The organism is Methyloceanibacter sp., assembly GCF_049590335.1.
Classification (GTDB): Bacteria; Pseudomonadota; Alphaproteobacteria; order Rhizobiales; family Methyloligellaceae; genus Methyloceanibacter.
The window spans coordinates 18,483-36,758 of record NZ_JBAWCQ010000004.1 but is presented as its reverse complement, the minus strand read 5'-3'; the positions used below and the strand labels follow the sequence as shown (position 1 = coordinate 36,758).

The 18,276-nt window shown below is 60.6% G+C and carries 18 protein-coding genes and 5 tRNA genes; 20 read left to right on the top strand and 3 right to left on the bottom strand.

All coding sequences use genetic code 11. The features are described 5' to 3' along the window. The 7 genes from WBQ77_RS00445 to WBQ77_RS00415 all read left to right on the top strand — a co-directional run. The coding region (locus WBQ77_RS00445; protein ID WP_424058416.1) for a DUF192 domain-containing protein at positions 1 to 222 on the top strand (222 nt) is incomplete at its 5' end. 137 nt (positions 223 to 359) lie between these two features. Continuing rightward, a tRNA-Pro gene (locus tag WBQ77_RS00440) sits at positions 360 to 436 on the top strand. Between the two features lie 33 nt (positions 437 to 469). After that, the gene (locus WBQ77_RS00435; RefSeq protein WP_424042268.1) at positions 470 to 775 is read left to right on the top strand and encodes an ETC complex I subunit; all 306 of its coding nucleotides are present in this window, start codon (positions 470 to 472) and stop codon (positions 773 to 775) included. A gap of 35 nt (positions 776 to 810) precedes the next feature. Then, positions 811 to 887, top strand: a tRNA-Arg gene (locus WBQ77_RS00430). A 291-nt stretch (positions 888 to 1,178) separates the two neighbouring features. Then, a complete protein-coding gene (locus WBQ77_RS00425; protein WP_424058415.1) occupies positions 1,179 to 2,078 on the top strand; it encodes an SMP-30/gluconolactonase/LRE family protein in 900 nt (299 codons plus the stop codon). A gap of 110 nt (positions 2,079 to 2,188) precedes the next feature. Continuing rightward, the gene (locus WBQ77_RS00420; protein WP_424058413.1) at positions 2,189 to 3,247 is read left to right on the top strand and encodes a sodium:calcium antiporter; all 1,059 of its coding nucleotides are present in this window, start codon (positions 2,189 to 2,191) and stop codon (positions 3,245 to 3,247) included. 137 nt (positions 3,248 to 3,384) lie between these two features. Next, the gene (locus WBQ77_RS00415) at positions 3,385 to 3,801 is read left to right on the top strand and encodes an acyl-CoA thioesterase (RefSeq protein ID WP_424042271.1); all 417 of its coding nucleotides are present in this window, start codon (positions 3,385 to 3,387) and stop codon (positions 3,799 to 3,801) included. Between the two features lie 27 nt (positions 3,802 to 3,828). Here WBQ77_RS00415 and metC read toward each other — a convergent pair whose 3' ends face one another. From metC to WBQ77_RS00400, 3 genes are read right to left on the bottom strand one after another with little or no spacing between them, the layout of a single operon-like run. Further along, positions 3,829 to 5,004: a cystathionine beta-lyase gene (gene metC, locus WBQ77_RS00410; protein WP_424042273.1), complete on the bottom strand. Its 1,176-nt coding sequence runs from the start codon at positions 5,002 to 5,004 to the stop codon at positions 3,829 to 3,831. A 38-nt stretch (positions 5,005 to 5,042) separates the two neighbouring features. Continuing rightward, positions 5,043 to 5,891 (bottom strand): 3-mercaptopyruvate sulfurtransferase, encoded by an 849-nt coding sequence (gene sseA / locus WBQ77_RS00405; RefSeq protein ID WP_424058411.1) that lies wholly within the window; start codon positions 5,889 to 5,891, stop codon positions 5,043 to 5,045. 24 nt (positions 5,892 to 5,915) lie between these two features. Next, positions 5,916 to 6,950 carry a cysteine synthase A gene (locus WBQ77_RS00400; protein WP_424042276.1) on the bottom strand — a complete coding sequence of 345 codons (1,035 nt, stop codon included), beginning with the start codon at positions 6,948 to 6,950 and terminating at the stop codon, positions 5,916 to 5,918. A 274-nt stretch (positions 6,951 to 7,224) separates the two neighbouring features. Between WBQ77_RS00400 and WBQ77_RS00395 the strand changes: the two genes are divergently transcribed. The 13 genes from WBQ77_RS00395 (at position 7,225) to WBQ77_RS00335 (ending at position 18,188) form a co-directional block, all read left to right on the top strand. Next, a tRNA-Leu gene (locus WBQ77_RS00395) sits at positions 7,225 to 7,309 on the top strand. A gap of 87 nt (positions 7,310 to 7,396) precedes the next feature. Continuing rightward, positions 7,397 to 8,773, top strand: coding sequence for a trigger factor (gene tig / locus WBQ77_RS00390; RefSeq protein WP_424042278.1), 1,377 nt, complete (start codon positions 7,397 to 7,399; stop codon positions 8,771 to 8,773). Positions 8,774 to 8,921: 148 nt separating this feature from the next. Further along, positions 8,922 to 9,572 carry an ATP-dependent Clp protease proteolytic subunit gene (locus tag WBQ77_RS00385; protein ID WP_424042279.1) on the top strand — a complete coding sequence of 217 codons (651 nt, stop codon included), beginning with the start codon at positions 8,922 to 8,924 and terminating at the stop codon, positions 9,570 to 9,572. A gap of 321 nt (positions 9,573 to 9,893) precedes the next feature. Further along, entirely contained in the window at positions 9,894 to 11,159 is a 1,266-nt protein-coding gene (gene clpX, locus WBQ77_RS00380; protein WP_424042280.1) for an ATP-dependent Clp protease ATP-binding subunit ClpX, read from the top strand. 291 nt (positions 11,160 to 11,450) lie between these two features. Continuing rightward, positions 11,451 to 13,880, top strand: coding sequence for an endopeptidase La (lon, locus tag WBQ77_RS00375; RefSeq protein ID WP_424058409.1), 2,430 nt, complete (start codon positions 11,451 to 11,453; stop codon positions 13,878 to 13,880). Between the two features lie 206 nt (positions 13,881 to 14,086). After that, positions 14,087 to 14,362: an HU family DNA-binding protein gene (locus tag WBQ77_RS00370; RefSeq protein ID WP_424042282.1), complete on the top strand. Its 276-nt coding sequence runs from the start codon at positions 14,087 to 14,089 to the stop codon at positions 14,360 to 14,362. Positions 14,363 to 14,516: 154 nt separating this feature from the next. Further along, positions 14,517 to 14,592: transfer RNA gene (locus tag WBQ77_RS00365), tRNA-Val, on the top strand. A gap of 201 nt (positions 14,593 to 14,793) precedes the next feature. Further along, positions 14,794 to 14,870 (top strand) — tRNA-Asp (locus tag WBQ77_RS00360). Positions 14,871 to 14,921: 51 nt separating this feature from the next. Beyond that, positions 14,922 to 15,287, top strand: coding sequence for an NADH-quinone oxidoreductase subunit A (locus tag WBQ77_RS00355; RefSeq protein ID WP_424042284.1), 366 nt, complete (start codon positions 14,922 to 14,924; stop codon positions 15,285 to 15,287). Continuing rightward, complete coding sequence (locus tag WBQ77_RS00350) at positions 15,278 to 15,835, top strand: NuoB/complex I 20 kDa subunit family protein (RefSeq protein ID WP_424042285.1); 558 nt, start codon at positions 15,278 to 15,280, stop codon at positions 15,833 to 15,835. The genes WBQ77_RS00355 and WBQ77_RS00350 overlap by 10 nt, the downstream gene beginning before the upstream one ends. A 24-nt stretch (positions 15,836 to 15,859) precedes the next feature. Further along, positions 15,860 to 16,486, top strand: a complete 627-nt coding sequence (locus tag WBQ77_RS00345; RefSeq protein ID WP_424042287.1) for an NADH-quinone oxidoreductase subunit C — start codon at positions 15,860 to 15,862, stop codon at positions 16,484 to 16,486. Next, entirely contained in the window at positions 16,483 to 16,920 is a 438-nt protein-coding gene (locus WBQ77_RS00340) for a thioesterase family protein (RefSeq protein WP_424042289.1), read from the top strand. The genes WBQ77_RS00345 and WBQ77_RS00340 overlap by 4 nt, the downstream gene beginning before the upstream one ends. Then, positions 16,920 to 18,188 carry an NADH-quinone oxidoreductase subunit D gene (locus tag WBQ77_RS00335; RefSeq protein WP_424042291.1) on the top strand — a complete coding sequence of 423 codons (1,269 nt, stop codon included), beginning with the start codon at positions 16,920 to 16,922 and terminating at the stop codon, positions 18,186 to 18,188. Before WBQ77_RS00340 ends, WBQ77_RS00335 begins: the two co-directional genes overlap by 1 nt. Positions 18,189 to 18,276: the final 88 nt, after the last annotated feature.

Below are 18,276 nucleotides of genomic sequence, written 5' to 3'. Positions count from 1 at the left end.
GACATAGTCTTCATCACCGAGCAGGGGACCGTGCTGCGGATCGAGGCCAACACCGAACCGTTCTCCACCGATATCATCAACTCCGGCGGCGAGACCGCTGCCGTTTTAGAACTCAATGCCGGGGAGGCAGGGAAAGTCGGCCTCAAGCCCGGCGACCGCGTAGTATTTCCTGGAATCGGGACCGAGAAAACCATTGAGACCGAGAATTCCGGCCTGTGGTGAGGTCGTCTTAGGGTCGCGGGGCTAGCCTCGTGCGTCGAGTCTCACTATGAATAGGGCTCTTGAGCGTGGTTATGTTATGAGGTCTTGCCTGCGCCGGATTTTACGATCATATCCGTGCCGAGGGTGTGTGGTCGTTTCGGGGCATAGCGCAGTCTGGTAGCGCACCTGCTTTGGGAGCAGGGGGTCGCAAGTTCGAATCTTGCTGCCCCGACCACTTGGATCCGCACCCACTCAAGGGGGAAAGCCGATGCTGGCCCGAATTTACAAGCCCGCTCAGAACGTGATGCAGCAGGGCAAGGGCGCCACGCGGGACTGGCTTCTGGAATACCTTCCCGACGAGCCGCGTCTCATCGAACCGCTGATGGGATGGACGAGCTCGTCCGATACGAAGCGCCAGGTCCGCCTCAGCTTCGCCACCAAGGACGAAGCCATCGCGTATGCCAAGGAAAATGGGGTCGCGTTCCGGCTGGTGGAGCCTCCGGTCTCGAAGATCCGCCCCAAGTCGTATGCGGAAAACTTCAAATACGGCCGCCCGGACAGCTGGACACACTGAATTCGGCGAACGGCGCTATACTCGTCTCGTCGTCTGGTCCCGTAGCTCAACCGGATAGAGCACCTGCCTTCTAAGCAGGGGGTTGCAGGTTCGAGTCCTGCCGGGATCGCCATTTCCTTCGGCAGCTGCCTTCAACGCGACTGCCGGTCCCGCCTATGACCGAACCGCGCGGGACAACCTCCCGGAACGTTGCCCAGTCCAACGTATTCATTGCTGGGCAAAACCGGAGTAGTTTAGCGGGCAGAACCACTTCTCGCTTACTCTGCGAAACAAGGGGCTTTGAATGCCATCCTCCTATGCTCTATCAGTACCCATGACGTCGCTGTCGTTTCGCTCTTCTTCACGTCGTGCCGTTCCTTTGCGCGCCGTTGTTGGCCTCCTCACCTGGGCCATCGTTTCGGGAATGTCCTTGGTTTCGGGAACGGTCTTGGGCGCAAGCCCGGCCCTGGCCCAAGAGCCCGTCCTCGCCTGGGAGGCCAAGGGCCTCGCTCAGCCCGAGTCCGTGCTGCACGATCCGGTGACGGACGTGCTGTTCGTCTCGAATATCAACGGTGCCGTCATGCAGAAAGACGGCGACGGCTTCATTTCCCGCATCAAACCGGACGGCACCATCCTGGAGCGCAATTGGGCCAAGGGGTTCAATTCACCCACCGGCATGGGACTGCATGGCCGCGCGCTCTATGTGGCCGACGTCGATACGTTGATGGAAGTCAGTGCAGCCTCGGGCAGCATTGAGAAGAAATACAAGGCCGACGGCGCGATCTTCCTCAACGACGTGGCCGTGGCGGAGGATGGCACAGTCTATGTCTCCGACACGCCCATGAACACGATCTGGCGGCTCAAGGACGGCGTGTTCGAGCCCTGGCTCGCCGACGACGAACTCAATGGCCCCAATGGCCTCGTCGTGCAGGATGGGAAGCTGGTCGTGTCCTCGTTGGGACGGTTAAAGAGCGTGGGCCAGGAACGGGAGACCGCCGGCCTCTACAAGATCAATATCGAGGACAAGAGCATCACGTCGTTCAGCAAGCCAATTGGGAATCTCGACGGACTCGCCGTGCTCAAGCCCGGCTCCTACCTCGTTACCGATTGGCCCGACGGGGCCCTCTACAAGGTCGATGTGAAAGGCAAGCGGACCGCCAAGGTCGATCAACTTCTCGATCTCAATCAGGGCAGCGCTGACCTGATCTATTTGGCCGACAAGCAGCTTATCGTCATTCCTATGATGTTGGACAACACCCTGGTTGCCTATAGTGTCGGCTCCACAAAGCCCGAGTCGGCCTCCAAGACCAAGCAAGAGAAGTAGCGCTGGGTCGTTCGAACACAAAGCTGTAACGCGAAGGCATGAGATGAGCCGGGGCAGGGGTGCAGGAGCCGCACCCGCCCGCGATTTCGAGCAATAATGAGAACAACCGCTTGATTCCCGTCCTTGCGCAACTGCCCATTCCCGTCACGCTCGCCGTGTTTGCGGCAGCGGCGTTTGGCGTTTGGCTTGCTGGCACAAGACTCGCGATCTACGCCGACGCCATCGCCGCCCGAAAACGGATAGGGCAAGCCTTTATGGGGCTCATCTTCGTTGCGGCCGCGACCTCTCTCCCGGAGTTGGTGACGACGCTCTACGGCGCCTATGCCGGCGAGGCGCTACTCGTTCTCGGCAACATGTTCGGCGGCATTACCATGCAAACGGCCATCCTGGCCCTGGTGGACCTTCTCTTCGTCTCCTACGCGCTGACATCCTATCCGAGCAGGCCCACGTCGGCACTTGAGGCCACGCTGCTGATCGCACTCCTGGCGATGCTTTTGGGTTTGCATGCGGTTGGGGAGTTTGCGCTGCCCTTTGGTGTTGGTCTGGGGACCGTCCTGCTTGGACTTGCCTATGTGGGGATCGTGATAATGCTGCGCCAATATGACAGCATGCAATCCTGGATCCCTGTCGAGAGCGTCGACGCTGCCCTGCCGCGCACCGCCGGGGGTTCAGACGCAGCCCAGGGTACCGACCACATGGGCACGACGGGTCTGATCGTCGGCTTTGCTCTGATGGGCACCGCGATCCTGTTGTGCGGCCTGGCGCTCATCGCAAGCTCGGCTGCCATCGCCGAACAGACCGGCCTTGGCTCCAGCTTTGTCGGAATGACGCTCCTCGCGACGGCCACGTCGCTCCCGGAGGTGAGCACCACGATCTCTGCGGTCCGCATAGGCGCATATAGCATGGCCATCTCGAACATCTTCGGCAGCAATTTGCTGATGGTGGCGATGGTCCTGCCGGCGGACCTCGTCTATCGCGGCGCGCCGATCCTAGGCGCCATCGATCAGGGTACGGCCTTTGCGATTGTCTCGGGCGTTCTCGTCACCTCGGTCTACCTCGCAGGACTCATTGTCCGATCGCGTCGCACCGTCTTCCGGATGGGACTCGACTCCGCGTTAGTGCTGGTGATCTACGCCATCACGCTTGCGGTGTTCTATCACTTCAGTTAGCCCGCGCTCCCCTTCGGTCCTCATACAGCTCAGTGTGCGGGCAGTGCACCACTGCGCCCATGGGTTCCGCTCGTCCGGCTTCACTTTTGCTCAAATTTGCTCTAGTCGCTGCGAGCTGAGAAAAATTGGGGCGGCCGATGCACGACGAAAAGACCACCAAAAAGCACCGTGATACGCCGCCAGACATGGTCCCGGTCCTACGGACCATTGCAATGCCGGCGGACACGAACCCTTCCGGCGATATCTTTGGCGGCTGGCTCATGTCCCAGATGGATCTCGCGGCCGGCAACGTCGCCGCGCGGCGGGCACGGGGCCGCTGCGCAACCATAGCGGTTGATGCCGTCACCTTTGTCTCGCCCGTTGCCGTCGGCGATGAGGTCAGCCTTTACGCCAGCATCGTCAAGACCGGCCGCACATCGATTTCCATCCAGGTCGAAGCCTGGCGGCGGCCGCGCCACAGTGAGGAGACCCGCAAAGTCACAGAGGCGATGTTTACCTTCGTGGCGCTCGGCCAGGACGGAAAATCCCGGCCATTGCCGGACCCAGCGAACTAGGTATGCACTAAGCCGGGTGAGGTCGCGCTAGCTCGCGCCCGCGAGCCGTTCGAAGCCCGCGTCCAGGTCCGCCATCAGATCCTCGATGTCCTCCAGCCCCGCATGAATGCGCAAGGCAGGACCCTCCGAATCCCAAACGGTCGCACTGCGGTAACCGCGCGGGTCGAACGGCAGGATGAGGCTTTCATAACCGCCCCAGGAATAGCCCATGCCAAACAGCTCGAGCCCGTCTAGCATGGCGGCCAAGGCTTTGCGCGAGGCCGGCCTAAGCACGATCGCGAACAGGCCCGAGGAACCGGTGAAGTCGCGCTTCCAGAATGCATGGCCGGGATGGTCAGGCCGGGCAGGGTGGATGACACGCTCAACTTCCGGACGCTGCGAGAGCCACTCGCCTAGCGCGAGCGCCGTTTCCTGGTGCCGCTGCAGGCGGATCGCAAGCGTCCGCAAACCGCGTAAAGCGAGATACACGTCCTCAGGTCCCGGACACAGGCCGAGGATTTCGTGGGTCTTCGCGACCGGCGCCGTCGCGGTCTCGCTCATCGTGATGACGCCGAGCATCGCGTCCGCATGGCCCACGATGTATTTGGTCGCCGCATGCACAACGATGTCCACGCCATGATCGAACGGCTTGAAGTAGAGCGGTGTCGCCCAGGTGTTGTCCATGATCACTTCGGCACCGGCCGCATGAGCTGCCGCGGCAATCGCGGGAATGTCCTGCATCTCGAAGGTCTGCGACCCAGGGCTCTCCGTAAACACCAGCTTCGTCCGGTCGGTCAGCAGCTCGGCGATACCGCCCCCAATGACGGGGTCGTAATAGGTCGTGGTGATACCCAGCCGCTTCAACACAGTTTCACAGAACCTGCGGGTCGGCCGGTAGACGCTGTCGGACACTAAAATGTGGTCGCCGCTGGACACGAAGCTCAGGATCGCGGTCGTGATCGCGGTCAGACCTGAGGGCGTGAGCAGGGTAGCATGTCCGCCTTCGAGTTCGGCGAGGGCTTCCTGCAGCGCAACCACGGTCGGTGTGCCGAGCCGGCCATAGCTGAACTCCTGATTGTCCGCAACGAGACTATCGAAGGTGGGATAGAGAACCGTCGACCCGCGGTAGATCGGCGTGTTAACGAAGCCGTGGAACCGACCTGGATCGCGGCCGGCATGCGACAACCGCGTCGCATGCTTTCCGGGCTTTTTCGTCTTGCTCATAAAGGCCTCTCAAGGAGACGAGGCTGGCCGAATGCCACCTAGCTCTTCTCGATCGGCAAACGGTCGTCCGCGCCCCATTCGGCCCAGGATCCGTCATAGACCGATGTGCGCAAATGTCCGGCCTCGCCGAGTGCGAGCGCGAGGACACAGGCCGTGATCCCGGAACCGCAGGTCGTCACCACGGGCTTGTGCGGATCGATGCCCGCAGCCGTGAACAGCTCCTGCAACTCCGGCGCCGATTTGAACGTGCCGTCCGAGTTGAGCACTTGCCTGTAGGGAAAATTGACCGCGCCGGGCATGTGTCCGGCCCGTAAGCCCTGACGCGGCTCCGGTGCATTGCCGGCAAAGCGTTCCGCCGAACGGGCATCGATGATCCCGGCGGACTTGTCGCCGATCAACTTCTTCACGTCGTCGACATCCCGTACGAGGTCGAGATTGTGGCGAGCGGTAAAATGCCGAGGGGTCCGGGGGGTCGGCTCGCCCATCATGAGCGGACGTCCCTCGGCCTTCCACTTCAACAAGCCACCATTCAGTACACTGACGTCCTGGGCGCCCATCACGCGAAATGTCCACCACACGCGTGGGGCACTGACCGTGCTCTGACGGTCGTAGACCACCACACGCTGCCCGTCGCCAATACCCATCTTGCGCATCCGCGACGAGAACTTCTCGGGCGGCGGCAACATGTGCCCGGTATGCGCCTTCTCGTCCGCGATCTCGTCAATGTCGAAGAACACCGCACCGGGAATATGCTCGGCGAGATAGTCCGCGCGCGCACGCCTAGGCTCGGTTGGCAGGTACCAGGTCGCATCAACAACGACGATATCCGGCGCCTTCAGTTCGCGCTCAAGCTCGTCGGTCTCGATCAGCGATGTCTTTGGCGTCATAAAGTTCCGGTCTCCAATTCTCGTCTAAACAAATACGGCCGGCGCCGTGGGTTTGGGCTCTGCGAGCCACGCGGGCACCGGCAGCCCTTTTTCGCGCAGGAATTCGGGATTAAACAGCCTGCTTTGATAGCGAGTGCCGTAATCGCAAAGCACCGTGACGATGGTGTGGCCGTGTCCCAGCTCTTTGGCAAGGCGAATGGCGCCGGCGACATTGATGCCGCTCGAGCCCCCTAAGCATAGGCCTTCCTCGCTTAAAAGATTGAAAACGATATCGAGGGCTTCGGCATCGGGAATCTGGTACGCCGCATCGACCATGGCGCCTTCCAGGTTCGCCGTGATGCGCCCCTGGCCGATTCCTTCGGTGATGGAGCTTCCTTCGGACTTCAGCTCGCCGTGCTTGTAAAAATTGTATAGGGCCGCGCCCATCGGATCGGCTATCCCGGTCTTCACGCCCGGGTTGTGCGCCTTCAACCCCATGGACACGCCGGCCAGCGTGCCGCCGGTCCCGACCGCGCAGATGAAGCCGTCGACCTTGCCGTCCGTATCGCGCCAAATCTCTTGGGCTGTGGTCTCGATATGGCCCTGCCGGTTGGCAACGTTGTCAAACTGGTTCGCCCAGATCGCGCCATTTGGTTCGGTCTTTGCGAACGCCTCGGCGAGGCGGCCTGAATATTTCACGTAATTGTTTTCGTTCCGATAGGGCACCGCCGGCACTTCAATCAACTGGGCGCCGGCCAGACGCAACATGTCCTTCTTCTCGCCGGACTGCGTCTCGGGGATCACGATGACGGTCTTCAGCCCGAGCGCATTGCCGACCAAGGTCAGTCCGATGCCGGTATTGCCGGCCGTGCCTTCGACCACCGTGCCGCCCGGCTTGAGGAGGCCCTTGTCTATGGCATCGCGGATGATGAAGAGGGCGGCGCGATCCTTGACCGATTGGCCGGGGTTCATGAACTCGGCCTTGCCGAGAATAGTGCAGCCCGTCTCGTCGGACGCGCGTTTAAGCTTGATGAGCGGCGTGTTGCCGATCGCCTCGAGAATGCCGTTGCGGTAGGTCACGGGAGAGCCTTTGGGAATTCTGTTTGATCTGCAACCTACTGAGGGCCGATCCCTGCTGCAAGTCGCGGAAACCCCATGAATCCCAACCGGTTTGGCATGCGGTTCCAGGCTACCGGTTCGCCGGAGTATAGAAGGGCTGCGCATGACCCCAGATGACTGGAACGGGCCCTTGCGAATCCGCGCGCTTTGGGGCCTAGCAGCCGGCAAGGCCGGTGTGTATATAAACCCGCGAATGGGAGTCGCGCGCTATCATCCGTCGCGCGACGCCTCTTAAGCGGGCGTGGTGGAATTGGTAGACACGCCAGATTTAGGTTCTGGTGGCTTCGGCCGTGGGGGTTCAAGTCCCTCCGCCCGCACCAACCAACGCGTTGACTCACAACTTCGTTGGACAGCATGACAAGGAAGAAGGCGCTGCCCTGGCGCCGTAGGAATGGTGGATTGACGGTATGAACGTCACGGAGACGAATGCAGAAGGCCTGAACCGCGAACTGAAGATCGTGGTCGGCGCCGACGAACTTGAGGAGAAGCTCTCCTCGCGCCTCGACGACCTCAAGGACAAGGCCCAAATCAAGGGCTTCCGGCCCGGCCACGTACCCAAGGAGCATTTGCGCAAGGTCTATGGTCGCTCGGTCATGGCCGAGGTCGTACAACAGGCCGTTCAGGAGACCAGCCAGCAGGCTATTTCGGACCGCGAGGAGCGCCCGGCCTTCCAGCCCAAAGTCTCCCTTCCCGAGGATGAAGCGGAGATCAATCAGATCTTCGACGGCACGTGCGATCTGTCCTACACGATGACATTCGAGGTGCTGCCGACGGTCGAGGTGATGGACCTCAGCACGCTCGAACTCGAGCGCCCCACTACGCCGGTCGCCGACAAGGACATCGAGGAGGCGGTCGAACGCATCCTGGCGACAAATCCGAACTTTAAGCCGAAAGACGGGCCCGCGCAGACGGGCGATCGTGTGACCATCGATTTCGTCGGCAAGCTCAACGGCGAGGACTTCGACGGCGGCACCGCCACGGACGCGACGATCACGCTAGGCGCCGGCGGCTTCATTCCGGGCTTCGAAGAGGGCCTGGAAGGCGTCACGGCTGGCGATGACAAGATCATCGAGGCAACGTTCCCCGAGGCCTATGGCGAACCGAAGCTGGCCGGCAAGACCGCCACGTTTGAGGTGAAGGTGAAGGAAGTCGCCGGGTCGGAAGCCCCGACTCTTGACGATGAGTTCGCCAAGAGCCTCGGCGCCGAATCCGTCGCGCAGATGCGCGAGACGGTGAAGGGCCGTTTGGAATTTGATCGCAACATGGCGTCGCGCCTCAAGGTGAAGCGGGCGCTGCTCGACGGGCTCAACGAGGGGCACACATTCGAGCTCCCGCCGACGCTCGTCGACACCGAGTTCAAGGCCATTTGGGATAAGGTGCTCCACGATCAGGAGCATTCGAAGAAGACCTTCGAGGACGAGGGCACGACCGCAGAGGATGCCAAGAAAGAATATCGCGACATCGCCGAAAGGCGGGTCCGGCTCGGCCTGCTGCTCTCGGAGATCGGCTCACGCAACGAGATCACGGTCTCGGACGACGAGGTCAACAAGGCGCTAATCGAGCGCATCCGTCAGTTCCCCGGACAAGAGCGGCAGGTCTACGACTTCTACCGCAATACGCCAGAGGCGCTGGCGGAACTCCGGGCCCCGATCTTCGAAGACAAGGTCGTGGACTACATTCTCGAACTCGCCAAGGTTTCCGACAAGGATGTAAGCCTTGAGGAGCTCTACAAGGATCTGGACGACGGTCAGGGCCAAGAACACGATCATGATCACGACCACTAACCCTCGGGCCGACTGACACGGGCCTTAACGACGCGGAGCCCGGCCTCTTCCGTTTCGTGCCCTGAGCACATATTTTTGGGACTCTGCCAATGGGCGAATCAGGGACCGGCGCCTTTTTCCTCTAACAGCCCCGACAAACAGGACATCCATGAAAAATCCGGTCGAAACTTATATGAGCACACTCGTTCCCATGGTGGTCGAGCAGACCAATCGAGGCGAGCGCGCCTACGACATCTACTCGCGCCTGCTCAAAGAGCGGATCATCTTCGTGACGGGTGTGATCGAAGACCACATGGCCTCGCTCATTACCGCGCAGCTTCTCTTCTTGGAGGCCGAGAACCCCAAGAAGGAAATCTCGATGTACATCAACTCGCCGGGCGGCGTGGTGACCTCGGGGATGGCGATTTACGACACGATGCAGTTTGTGAGACCGCCGGTTTCGACGCTTTGCATCGGCCAGGCCGCGTCTATGGGGTCATTGCTCCTATGCGCGGGCGAGAAAGGCATGCGCTACGCGGTGCCGAACGCACGGGTTATGCTGCATCAGCCATCCGGCGGCTTCCAAGGCCAGGCCAGCGACATCGAGCGTCACGCCGAGGACATAATCAAAATGAAGCGCCGTTTAACCGAGATCTACGTCAATCATACCGGTCAGGACTACAAGACCGTCGAGCAGACGCTGGATCGCGATTTCTTCTTTTCAGCCGAGGAAGCGCGGGAATTTGGGCTCGTCGACGAGGTTGTCAGTAAGCGTCACGGCGACGCACCGAAGGAAGACGAACCGGCGCCGGCTTCCTGATATTCGTGCAAAACAGGCCCACGGCCCGGTTAGCGTTAAAGGGCCTGTTTCCGGCTCCTGGCCTTGGCGGCACGGCGTAGTTCGTGGCAACATAGCGATTCCCGGCAACCGAATGGCCCGTCCAACATTGCCGCCATAGAGACGATTTGCAGGATTAATCAATCCTTGATCAGTGCCCCCTCAACATGGTCAGATTGTCAATGCGACGACTTGTTAAAAGGAGTCGGTGAGACTTTGCAGAGCGGACAACGGCCATTTCTGAGAGCGCGCGGACAGCCGCACGTACGCAGCAGCAACCAAGAACAATTGGATATTTGAGGAATGAGCAAGGTGAGCGGAGCAGATTCCAAAAATACCCTCTACTGCTCTTTCTGCGGCAAGAGCCAGCACGAGGTCCGCAAACTAATCGCGGGGCCGACCGTATTCATCTGCGATGAATGCGTTGAGCTTTGCATGGACATCATTCGCGAGGAGAACAAGAGCTCCCTCGTGAAGTCTCGCGATGGCGTCCCCACGCCCCAGGAAATCTGTCAGGTCCTCGACGATTACGTCATAGGCCAGGAGTACGCCAAGCGCGTGTTGTCCGTGGCAGTTCACAACCACTACAAACGCCTGAACCACTCTGGAAAGAACTCCGATGTGGAACTGGCCAAGTCCAACATTCTCTTAATTGGACCCACGGGGTGCGGCAAGACCCTGCTGGCGCAGACGCTCGCCCGCATTCTGGACGTGCCCTTCACTATGGCCGACGCGACCACCCTGACCGAGGCCGGCTATGTCGGCGAGGATGTGGAAAACATCATCCTGAAGCTGCTGCAGGCCGCCGACTACAATGTGGAGCGGGCCCAGCGCGGCATCGTCTATATCGACGAGGTCGATAAGATCAGCCGGAAGTCCGACAACCCGTCCATCACCCGCGACGTGTCGGGCGAGGGCGTGCAGCAGGCGCTGCTGAAGATCATGGAAGGGACCGTGGCTTCGGTTCCCCCGCAAGGCGGGCGGAAGCATCCGCAGCAGGAATTCCTCCAGGTTGACACGACGAACATCCTGTTCGTGTGCGGCGGTGCCTTTGCCGGTCTTGAGAAGATCATTTCGGCTCGCGGCCGGTCCACATCGATTGGCTTCGGCGCCAAGGTGGAAGCGGGCGACGAGCGCCGCACCGGCGATATCTTGCGCGGCATCGAGCCCGAAGATCTGCTGCGATTTGGCCTCATCCCCGAATTCATCGGCCGCGTGCCGGTGATTGCCACGCTTGACGATCTCGACGAGAGCGCGCTGATCCGCATCCTGACGGAGCCGAAGAACGCGCTCGTGCGCCAGTATCAGCGGCTGTTCGAGATGGAAGACGTCCAGCTTTCGTTCGCCGAAGAGGCCTTGCTTGCCATTTCCAAGAAGGCCATCGACCGGAAGACAGGTGCGCGCGGCCTCCGCTCGATCATGGAAGGGATTCTTCTCGACACCATGTTCGAACTGCCCAGCATGCGCGGGGTGGAAGAGGTCGTGATCAGCGCCGAAGTGGTTGACGGCGAGGCAAGGCCCTTACGGATCTACTCCGACCGCCAGGACGAGGTCAGCACCAGCGCCTGACCTTTTTCCACATGATTGTAGGCTTGAAGGGGCCTGCGAATCCCACTTTCATCGTGGCGGGCCGCGTTTGATCTGCCCCGTCGGGCCCGGCCCTTGACTGCGGGTCCGCCGACCGCCACTTACCGGGGTGGACGAGCTTAAATGACGCAGTGCCCCCAAGTGAACGCCAGGAGGTTATACTCCGGAAGGCGAAGTGGACGGAACTGGGGTGGAGAGACCGTTATATCGCGAAGCGGTTAGTGGCCAGGCGCCGACCTGGCCCCGCGTACAAAGGAAGGCGACGGAAAGAATATGACTGAAACAACCCCGTCCATAACCATGGAAGCCGGCCCGGAACTCTACCCGGTGCTGCCACTTCGCGACATTGTGGTCTTTCCCTACATGATCGTGCCGCTCTTCGTCGGCCGCGAGAAGTCCATCGCCGCGCTCGAAGAGGTCATGCGGACCGATAAGCAAATTCTGCTGGTCGCCCAGAAAAATGCCTCCGAAGACGAGCCGACGGCCGAGGGCATTTACGAGATGGGCACGCTCGCCTCCGTCTTGCAGCTCCTCAAACTGCCGGACGGCACAGTTAAGGTGCTCGTAGAGGGTACACGCCGCGCCGTCATCAAGAGCTATACTGACAACGAGAATTACTTTGAAGCCGAGATCAAGCCCGTCGAAGAGTCGACAGGTACCGAGAACGAGATCGAGGCGTTGGCGCGCTCGGTCGTGTCTCAGTTCGAAAGCTATGTGAAGCTCAACAAGAAGATCTCGCCCGAAGTGCTCGGCACGACGAGCCATATCGAGGATTACTCGAAGCTCGCGGACACGATTGCCTCGCATCTCGCCATCAAGATTGGCGAGAAGCAGCAGATCCTCGAGATCACCACCATCTCCGAGCGGCTGGAGCGTGTGTTCACGCTGATGGAAAGCGAGATTTCCGTCCTCCAGGTCGAGCGGAAGATCAGGAGCCGCGTGAAGCGTCAAATGGAGAAGACGCAGCGCGAGTACTACCTGAACGAACAGATGAAGGCGATCCAGAAGGAGCTCGGCGACAGCGAAGAAGGTCGGGACGATCTGGCCGAGCTCGAACAGAAAATCGAGAAGACCAAGCTGACCCGCGAGGCCCGCGAAAAGGCCATGGGCGAGCTCAAGAAGCTACGCCAGATGAGTCCAATGTCAGCGGAAGCCACCGTCGTCCGGAACTACCTGGACTGGCTGCTGTCGATCCCGTGGGGCTCGAAGGGCAAGGTCAAGCGCGACCTGGACGATGCGCAGAAGGTCCTCGACCACGACCATTACGGACTCGAAAAGGTCAAGGACCGGATCGTCGAGTATCTTGCGGTTCAAAACCGCACCAACATGCTGAAGGGGCCGATCCTGTGCCTCGTCGGACCGCCTGGGGTCGGCAAGACTTCACTCGGCAGGTCGATCGCCAGGTCGACGGGCCGCGAGTTCGTGCGGATGAGCCTCGGCGGTGTGCGGGATGAGGCGGAGATCCGCGGCCACCGCCGGACCTATATAGGCTCCATGCCGGGTAAGGTCATCCAGTCCATGCGGAAGGCCAAAAAGGTCAATCCGCTCTTCCTGCTGGACGAGATCGACAAGATGGGCGCTGACTTCCGCGGCGATCCGGCCTCGGCCTTACTCGAAGTTCTGGACCCCGAGCAGAACAATACGTTCAACGACCACTACCTCGAGGTCGACTACGATCTGTCGAACGTCATGTTCGTCACGACCGCCAACACGCTGAACATTCCGCCGGCCCTGATGGACCGGATGGAAATCATCCGTATTGCCGGCTACACCGAGGACGAGAAGGCCGAGATCGCACGGCGCCATCTCATTCCCGCACAGGTCAAGAACCACGGGCTTGAGGCGGAGGAGTTCGCACTCGACGACGACTCCCTGCAGGAGCTCATCCGCCGCTATACCCGCGAGGCCGGTGTCCGTAGCCTGGAGCGTGAACTGGCGAAGCTCGCACGCAAGTCGGTCAAGGAACTGCTGACCACCGACCATACGAAGGTGGAAATCACGCTCGACAACCTCGCCGACTATCTCGGCGTGCCGAAATACCGCTACGGCGAGGCCGAGCTGGAAGACCAGGTGGGTGTCGTGACAGGTCTGGCCTGGACCGAAGTGGGCGGCGAGATCCTCACCGTGGAAGGCGTCATGATGCCCGGTAAGGGCAAGATGACGGTCACCGGCAATCTGCGCGATGTCATGAAAGAATCAATACAGGCCGCGAACGCCTATGTGCGCTCCCGGGCGGTCGATTTCGGAATCGAGCCGCCGCTGTTCGAACAGCGGGATATCCACGTGCACGTGCCCGAGGGCGCGACACCCAAGGATGGGCCGTCCGCGGGCGTTGCCATGGCGACGGCGATCATCTCGCTCATGACCGGCATCCCGGTGCGGCGCGACGTGGCCATGACCGGTGAAATCACCCTGCGTGGCCGGGTGCTGCCCATTGGCGGCCTCAAGGAAAAGATGCTGGCGGCTTTGCGTGCGGGAATTAAGACCGTGATTATCCCTGAGGAAAATGTCAAGGACCTCGCAGATATACCGGATAAACTTAAGAATATGCTTGAGATTATGCCGGTCTCGCGTGTGGACGAAGTCTTGAAAATCGCCTTCACGCGAACGCCTCAGCCCATCGTCTGGGAAGAGGAAGGCGAGGGAGCCTCGCAGGTCGTTCGCAACAAGGACGAGTCCGGAACGGGCGTCACCGCCCACTGATCCGGCGCGCGCTCGACAGCACTGCCGTCAAAACGCCCTAATCTCGTAGGTGCGCGTTATGCACCGATTCGGCCAATATTGTTGATTTTCTGCGCTTTTTGCGCGAGTCATACACTACTTGTTTGTGAATCGGAGCGTACCCAAACCGGTCCCACGAGTTCATAACAAGCGCCCCCAACCATAGGGCTGAGCGAAAGGATAACATCGTGAACAAAGCAGAGCTAGTTGCCCAAGTGGCGAAGGAATCTGAATTGTCGAAGGATGCTGCCGAGAAGGCCGTGGACGCGACGTTCAAGAATATTGAGAAGGCTTTGAGCGACGGTGACACGGTGCGCATCGTCGGGTTTGGTAATTTTCAAGTGGCGCAACGGAAGGCCTCCGTGGGCCGTAACCCACGCACGGGTGCCGAGGTCCAGATTCCGGCCTCGCGCGTTCCCAAGTTCCGTGCCGGTAAGGCTCTGAAGGAGGCGGTCAACGCGTAAGGCGTTGCCGACAGACCTTCAGGGAGATTTGGGCGAGGCCTCGCGTGAGCGGGGCTTCGCCTTTTCAATTGAAAATGGCAATTCGGTCCGATCGTGCCCTTGGCAGGACACCTGTCTTGCTCTAACGCTTCGGACTTCACGTTTCCGATCTGGCGGGCGGTTAGCTCAGTTGGTAGAGCGCCACGTTTACACCGTGGATGTCGGCAGTTCGAGCCTGTCACCGCCCACCACTCCACGACGAATCCTGTTTGCGATCGCTTCCGGACAGAGGAGGAAAAGGGGCCACTTTTCATGGCCGCCGTGCGGTGAGAACCGCTTAGCGGCATCTCGCCGCAATTCATCTTACAGCCCGTTACCCAGGCCGCCTTGACACCCAAAATCCAAGGCCGTACATGCTGGGGATCGCCTCCGGCCGTGGTTACGGCCCGGTAGGGGGTGTAGCTCAGTTGGTTAGAGCGCCGGCCTGTCACGCCGGAGGCCGCGGGTTCGAGTCCCGTCACTCCCGCCACTTTGGCCTCGTCGATGCGCAGCAGACGTTTGAAGAAGGCTTCTAAGAGCCATGGGCCAGTTGCTTATCGACTATCTGCCTCTCGTCATTTTCATCGCGATCGCCTTTGTGATCTGCACCGTGCTGCTGGTGGTGCCGATGGTCATCGCCGTACGCAATCCCGACCCGGAGAAGGTCTCGGCCTATGAGTGCGGATTCGACGCGTTCGACGATTCGCGCATGAAATTCGACGTGCGCTTCTATCTCGTGTCGCTTCTCTTCATTATCTTCGATCTGGAAGTGGCGTTCCTGTTTCCCTGGGCTGTCGCGTTCGATGGACTTCCCGCTTTGGGTTTTTGGGCCATGATCGTGTTCCTCGGCGTGCTGACCGTCGGGTTCGTCTATGAGTGGCGGAAAGGCGCGCTCGAATGGAACTAGCACCAAAAGTCACATTCGAGACCGAGGGGAAGGGCGGCGGCCTCGTCACCGCTGGGGCCACCTCGTTCGGGACATTCTCAGACGAGCTTGCCGACAAGGGTTTCCTTCTTACGACGGCCGACGATCTCATCAACTGGTCCCGCACCGGGTCGCTGATGTGGATGACCTTCGGGCTCGCCTGCTGCGCCGTCGAGATGATGCAGGCGTCCATGCCCCGCTACGATCTAGAGCGCTTCGGCTTTGCCCCGCGTGGCAGCCCGCGCCAGTCCGACGTGATGATCGTCGCCGGCACGCTGTGCAACAAGATGGCGCCCGCTCTGCGCAAGGTCTACGACCAGATGCCCGAGCCCCGCTATGTTATCTCCATGGGCTCCTGTGCCAATGGCGGGGGCTACTATCACTATTCCTATTCCGTTGTCCGTGGGTGCGACCGCATCGTGCCCGTGGACATCTACGTACCTGGTTGCCCGCCTACGGCTGAAGCACTGGTCTATGGCGTGCTCCTCCTTCAAAAGAAAATACGACGGACAGGCACGATCACGCGCTGAACCGCACGAGTCCTCGGGGGCTTGATGGACGACATACTGAACAAGCTGGGCAGCTACCTTTCGGGTAAGCTAGGTCCGAAGCTCGCCGGTTATGATGTGACCCGAGGCGAGCTGACGATCGCGGTCGCGCGCGACGACATCCGCGACGTCATCACGCTCCTCAAGGACGACGAGAAGTGCCGCTTCGGTTGCTTGGTCGACCTTTGCGGGGTCGACTATCCGGAGCGCGAAGAGCGTTTCGATATCGTCTACCACCTCCTGAGCCCCTGGCAGAACACGCGCATCCGCGTGCGGATCAAGACCGATGCGGACACGCCCGTTCCGAGCATTGTCGGCATATTTCCGGCGGCCAACTGGTTCGAGCGCGAAGCTTTCGATCTTTACGGCGTCGTGTTCACCGATCATCCGGACTTGCGCCGGATTCTCACCGACTACGAGTTCGAGGGGCATCCGCTGCGCAAGGACTTCCCCCTGACCGGCTTCGTGGAGCTCCGCTACGACGACGAGCAAAAGCGTGTCGTATACGAGCCTGTGCAGCTGATGCAGGATTATCGCGACTTCGACTATCTCAGCCCTTGGGAGGCCATGGAGACAGCCATCCCGGGCGACGAAAAAGCCAGTGTCGTCGAAGACGGGGAGGAGAATTCGTGAAAGACACGCTGAGCCCCGGTCTGAAGCACAGCTTCGCCTACAAGGTGCCTGTCACTAAGACGGTACCGCATCTGTACAAAGAGTCGCCTGAGCTCCAGGCCATGCCGGAGGTTTTCGCCACGGCCTTCATGATCGGATTGATGGAGTGGACCTGCGTTCAGCTGCTGGGACCGCATTTGGACGAGGGCGAGGGCAGTGTCGGGGTGCATGTGGACGTGTCCCATACGGCGGCCACGCCCCCCGGTCTCACAGTGACCGTCGAGGCTGAATGCATCGAAGTCAGAGGCCCGCGTGCGAAGTTCAGACTGCGGGCTCATGACGGCGTCGACGAGATCAGCGCTGGCACCCACGACCGCTTCATCGTCGCGTGGAACCGCTTCGAGCGCGGCCTCGCACCCAAGCGGGAGAAGAACTTCGAGGAGGCGCCTGCGTAATGGCCGACACCGACCTCGATAGCCACAAGGAAATCGTGCCCGACTTCGAGAGTAAGCCTCCGGGCGGCCATCCGGATGCGGGCATTCCGCAGGACGGCGACCGCACCTTCACCATAAATTTTGGCCCGCAACATCCCGCGGCCCATGGTGTTCTGCGTCTCGTTCTCGAGCTGGACGGCGAGGTAGTTGAACGTGTCGACCCGCATATCGGTCTGCTCCATCGCGGCACCGAGAAGCTGATCGAACACAAGACCTACCTCCAGGCCGTGCCGTATTTCGACCGGCTCGACTATGTCGCACCCATGAACCAGGAGCACGCGTTCGCGCTCACGGTTGAAAAGCTGCTCGGCCTGACCGTGCCCAAGCGGGGCCAACTCATCCGCGTCCTTTACTCGGAAATCGGGAGGCTCTTGTCGCACCTGCTAAACGTCACTACGCAGGCGCTCGATGTCGGCGCGCTAACCCCGCCGCTCTGGGGCTTTGAAGAACGCGAAAAGCTCATGGTGTTCTACGAGCGCGCCAGCGGCAGCCGCATGCATGCGGCCTATGTACGGCCGGGTGGCGTTCATCAGGACCTCCCGCCAAAGCTCGTCGACGACATCTACGCGTTCTGCGATCCCTTCCTCAAAGTCTGCGACGACATTGAGAGCCTGCTCACGGACAACCGCATCTTCAAGCAGCGCAATGTTGACATCGGCGCCATCAGCCAGAAAGACGCGTGGGATTTGGGCTTCACCGGCGTGATGATCCGCAGCACCGGCGCGGCCTGGGACCTGCGCAAAAGCCAGCCTTACGAGTGCTACGACGAGCTCGACTTCGAGGTGCCTATCGGGAAGCACGGAGACTGCTACGACCGCTATCTGATCCGCATGGAAGAGATGCGCCAGTCCATCCGTCTGATGAAGCAGTGCTGCGAGATTCTGACCGAAACACCGGGCCCGGTCACGGTGGACAATCACAAGATGGTGCCGCCGAATCGCTCTCAGATGAAGGGTTCGATGGAGGCTCTCATTCATCACTTCAAACTCTATACCGAGGGCTATCACGTGCCGGCCGGTGAGGCTTATGCCGCGGTCGAAGCGCCTAAGGGTGAATTCGGGGTCTATCTCGTCTCTGACGGCACCAACAAGCCTTATCGCTGCAAGATTCGCGCGCCCAGTTTCGTCCATCTGGCGGCGCTCGAATTCCTGACCCGCGGGCACATGCTGGCCGATGTGTCGGCCGTGCTGGGTTCGATCGATGTTGTCTTTGGAGAGGTCGACCGGTGACGCATTGTGCAGTTGCGAAATGCGCTTAGATCGGCAAGACTCTGAGTGCTGGGGAAGTCAATTCGACACGGTAGGTTGCTGGCCTAGG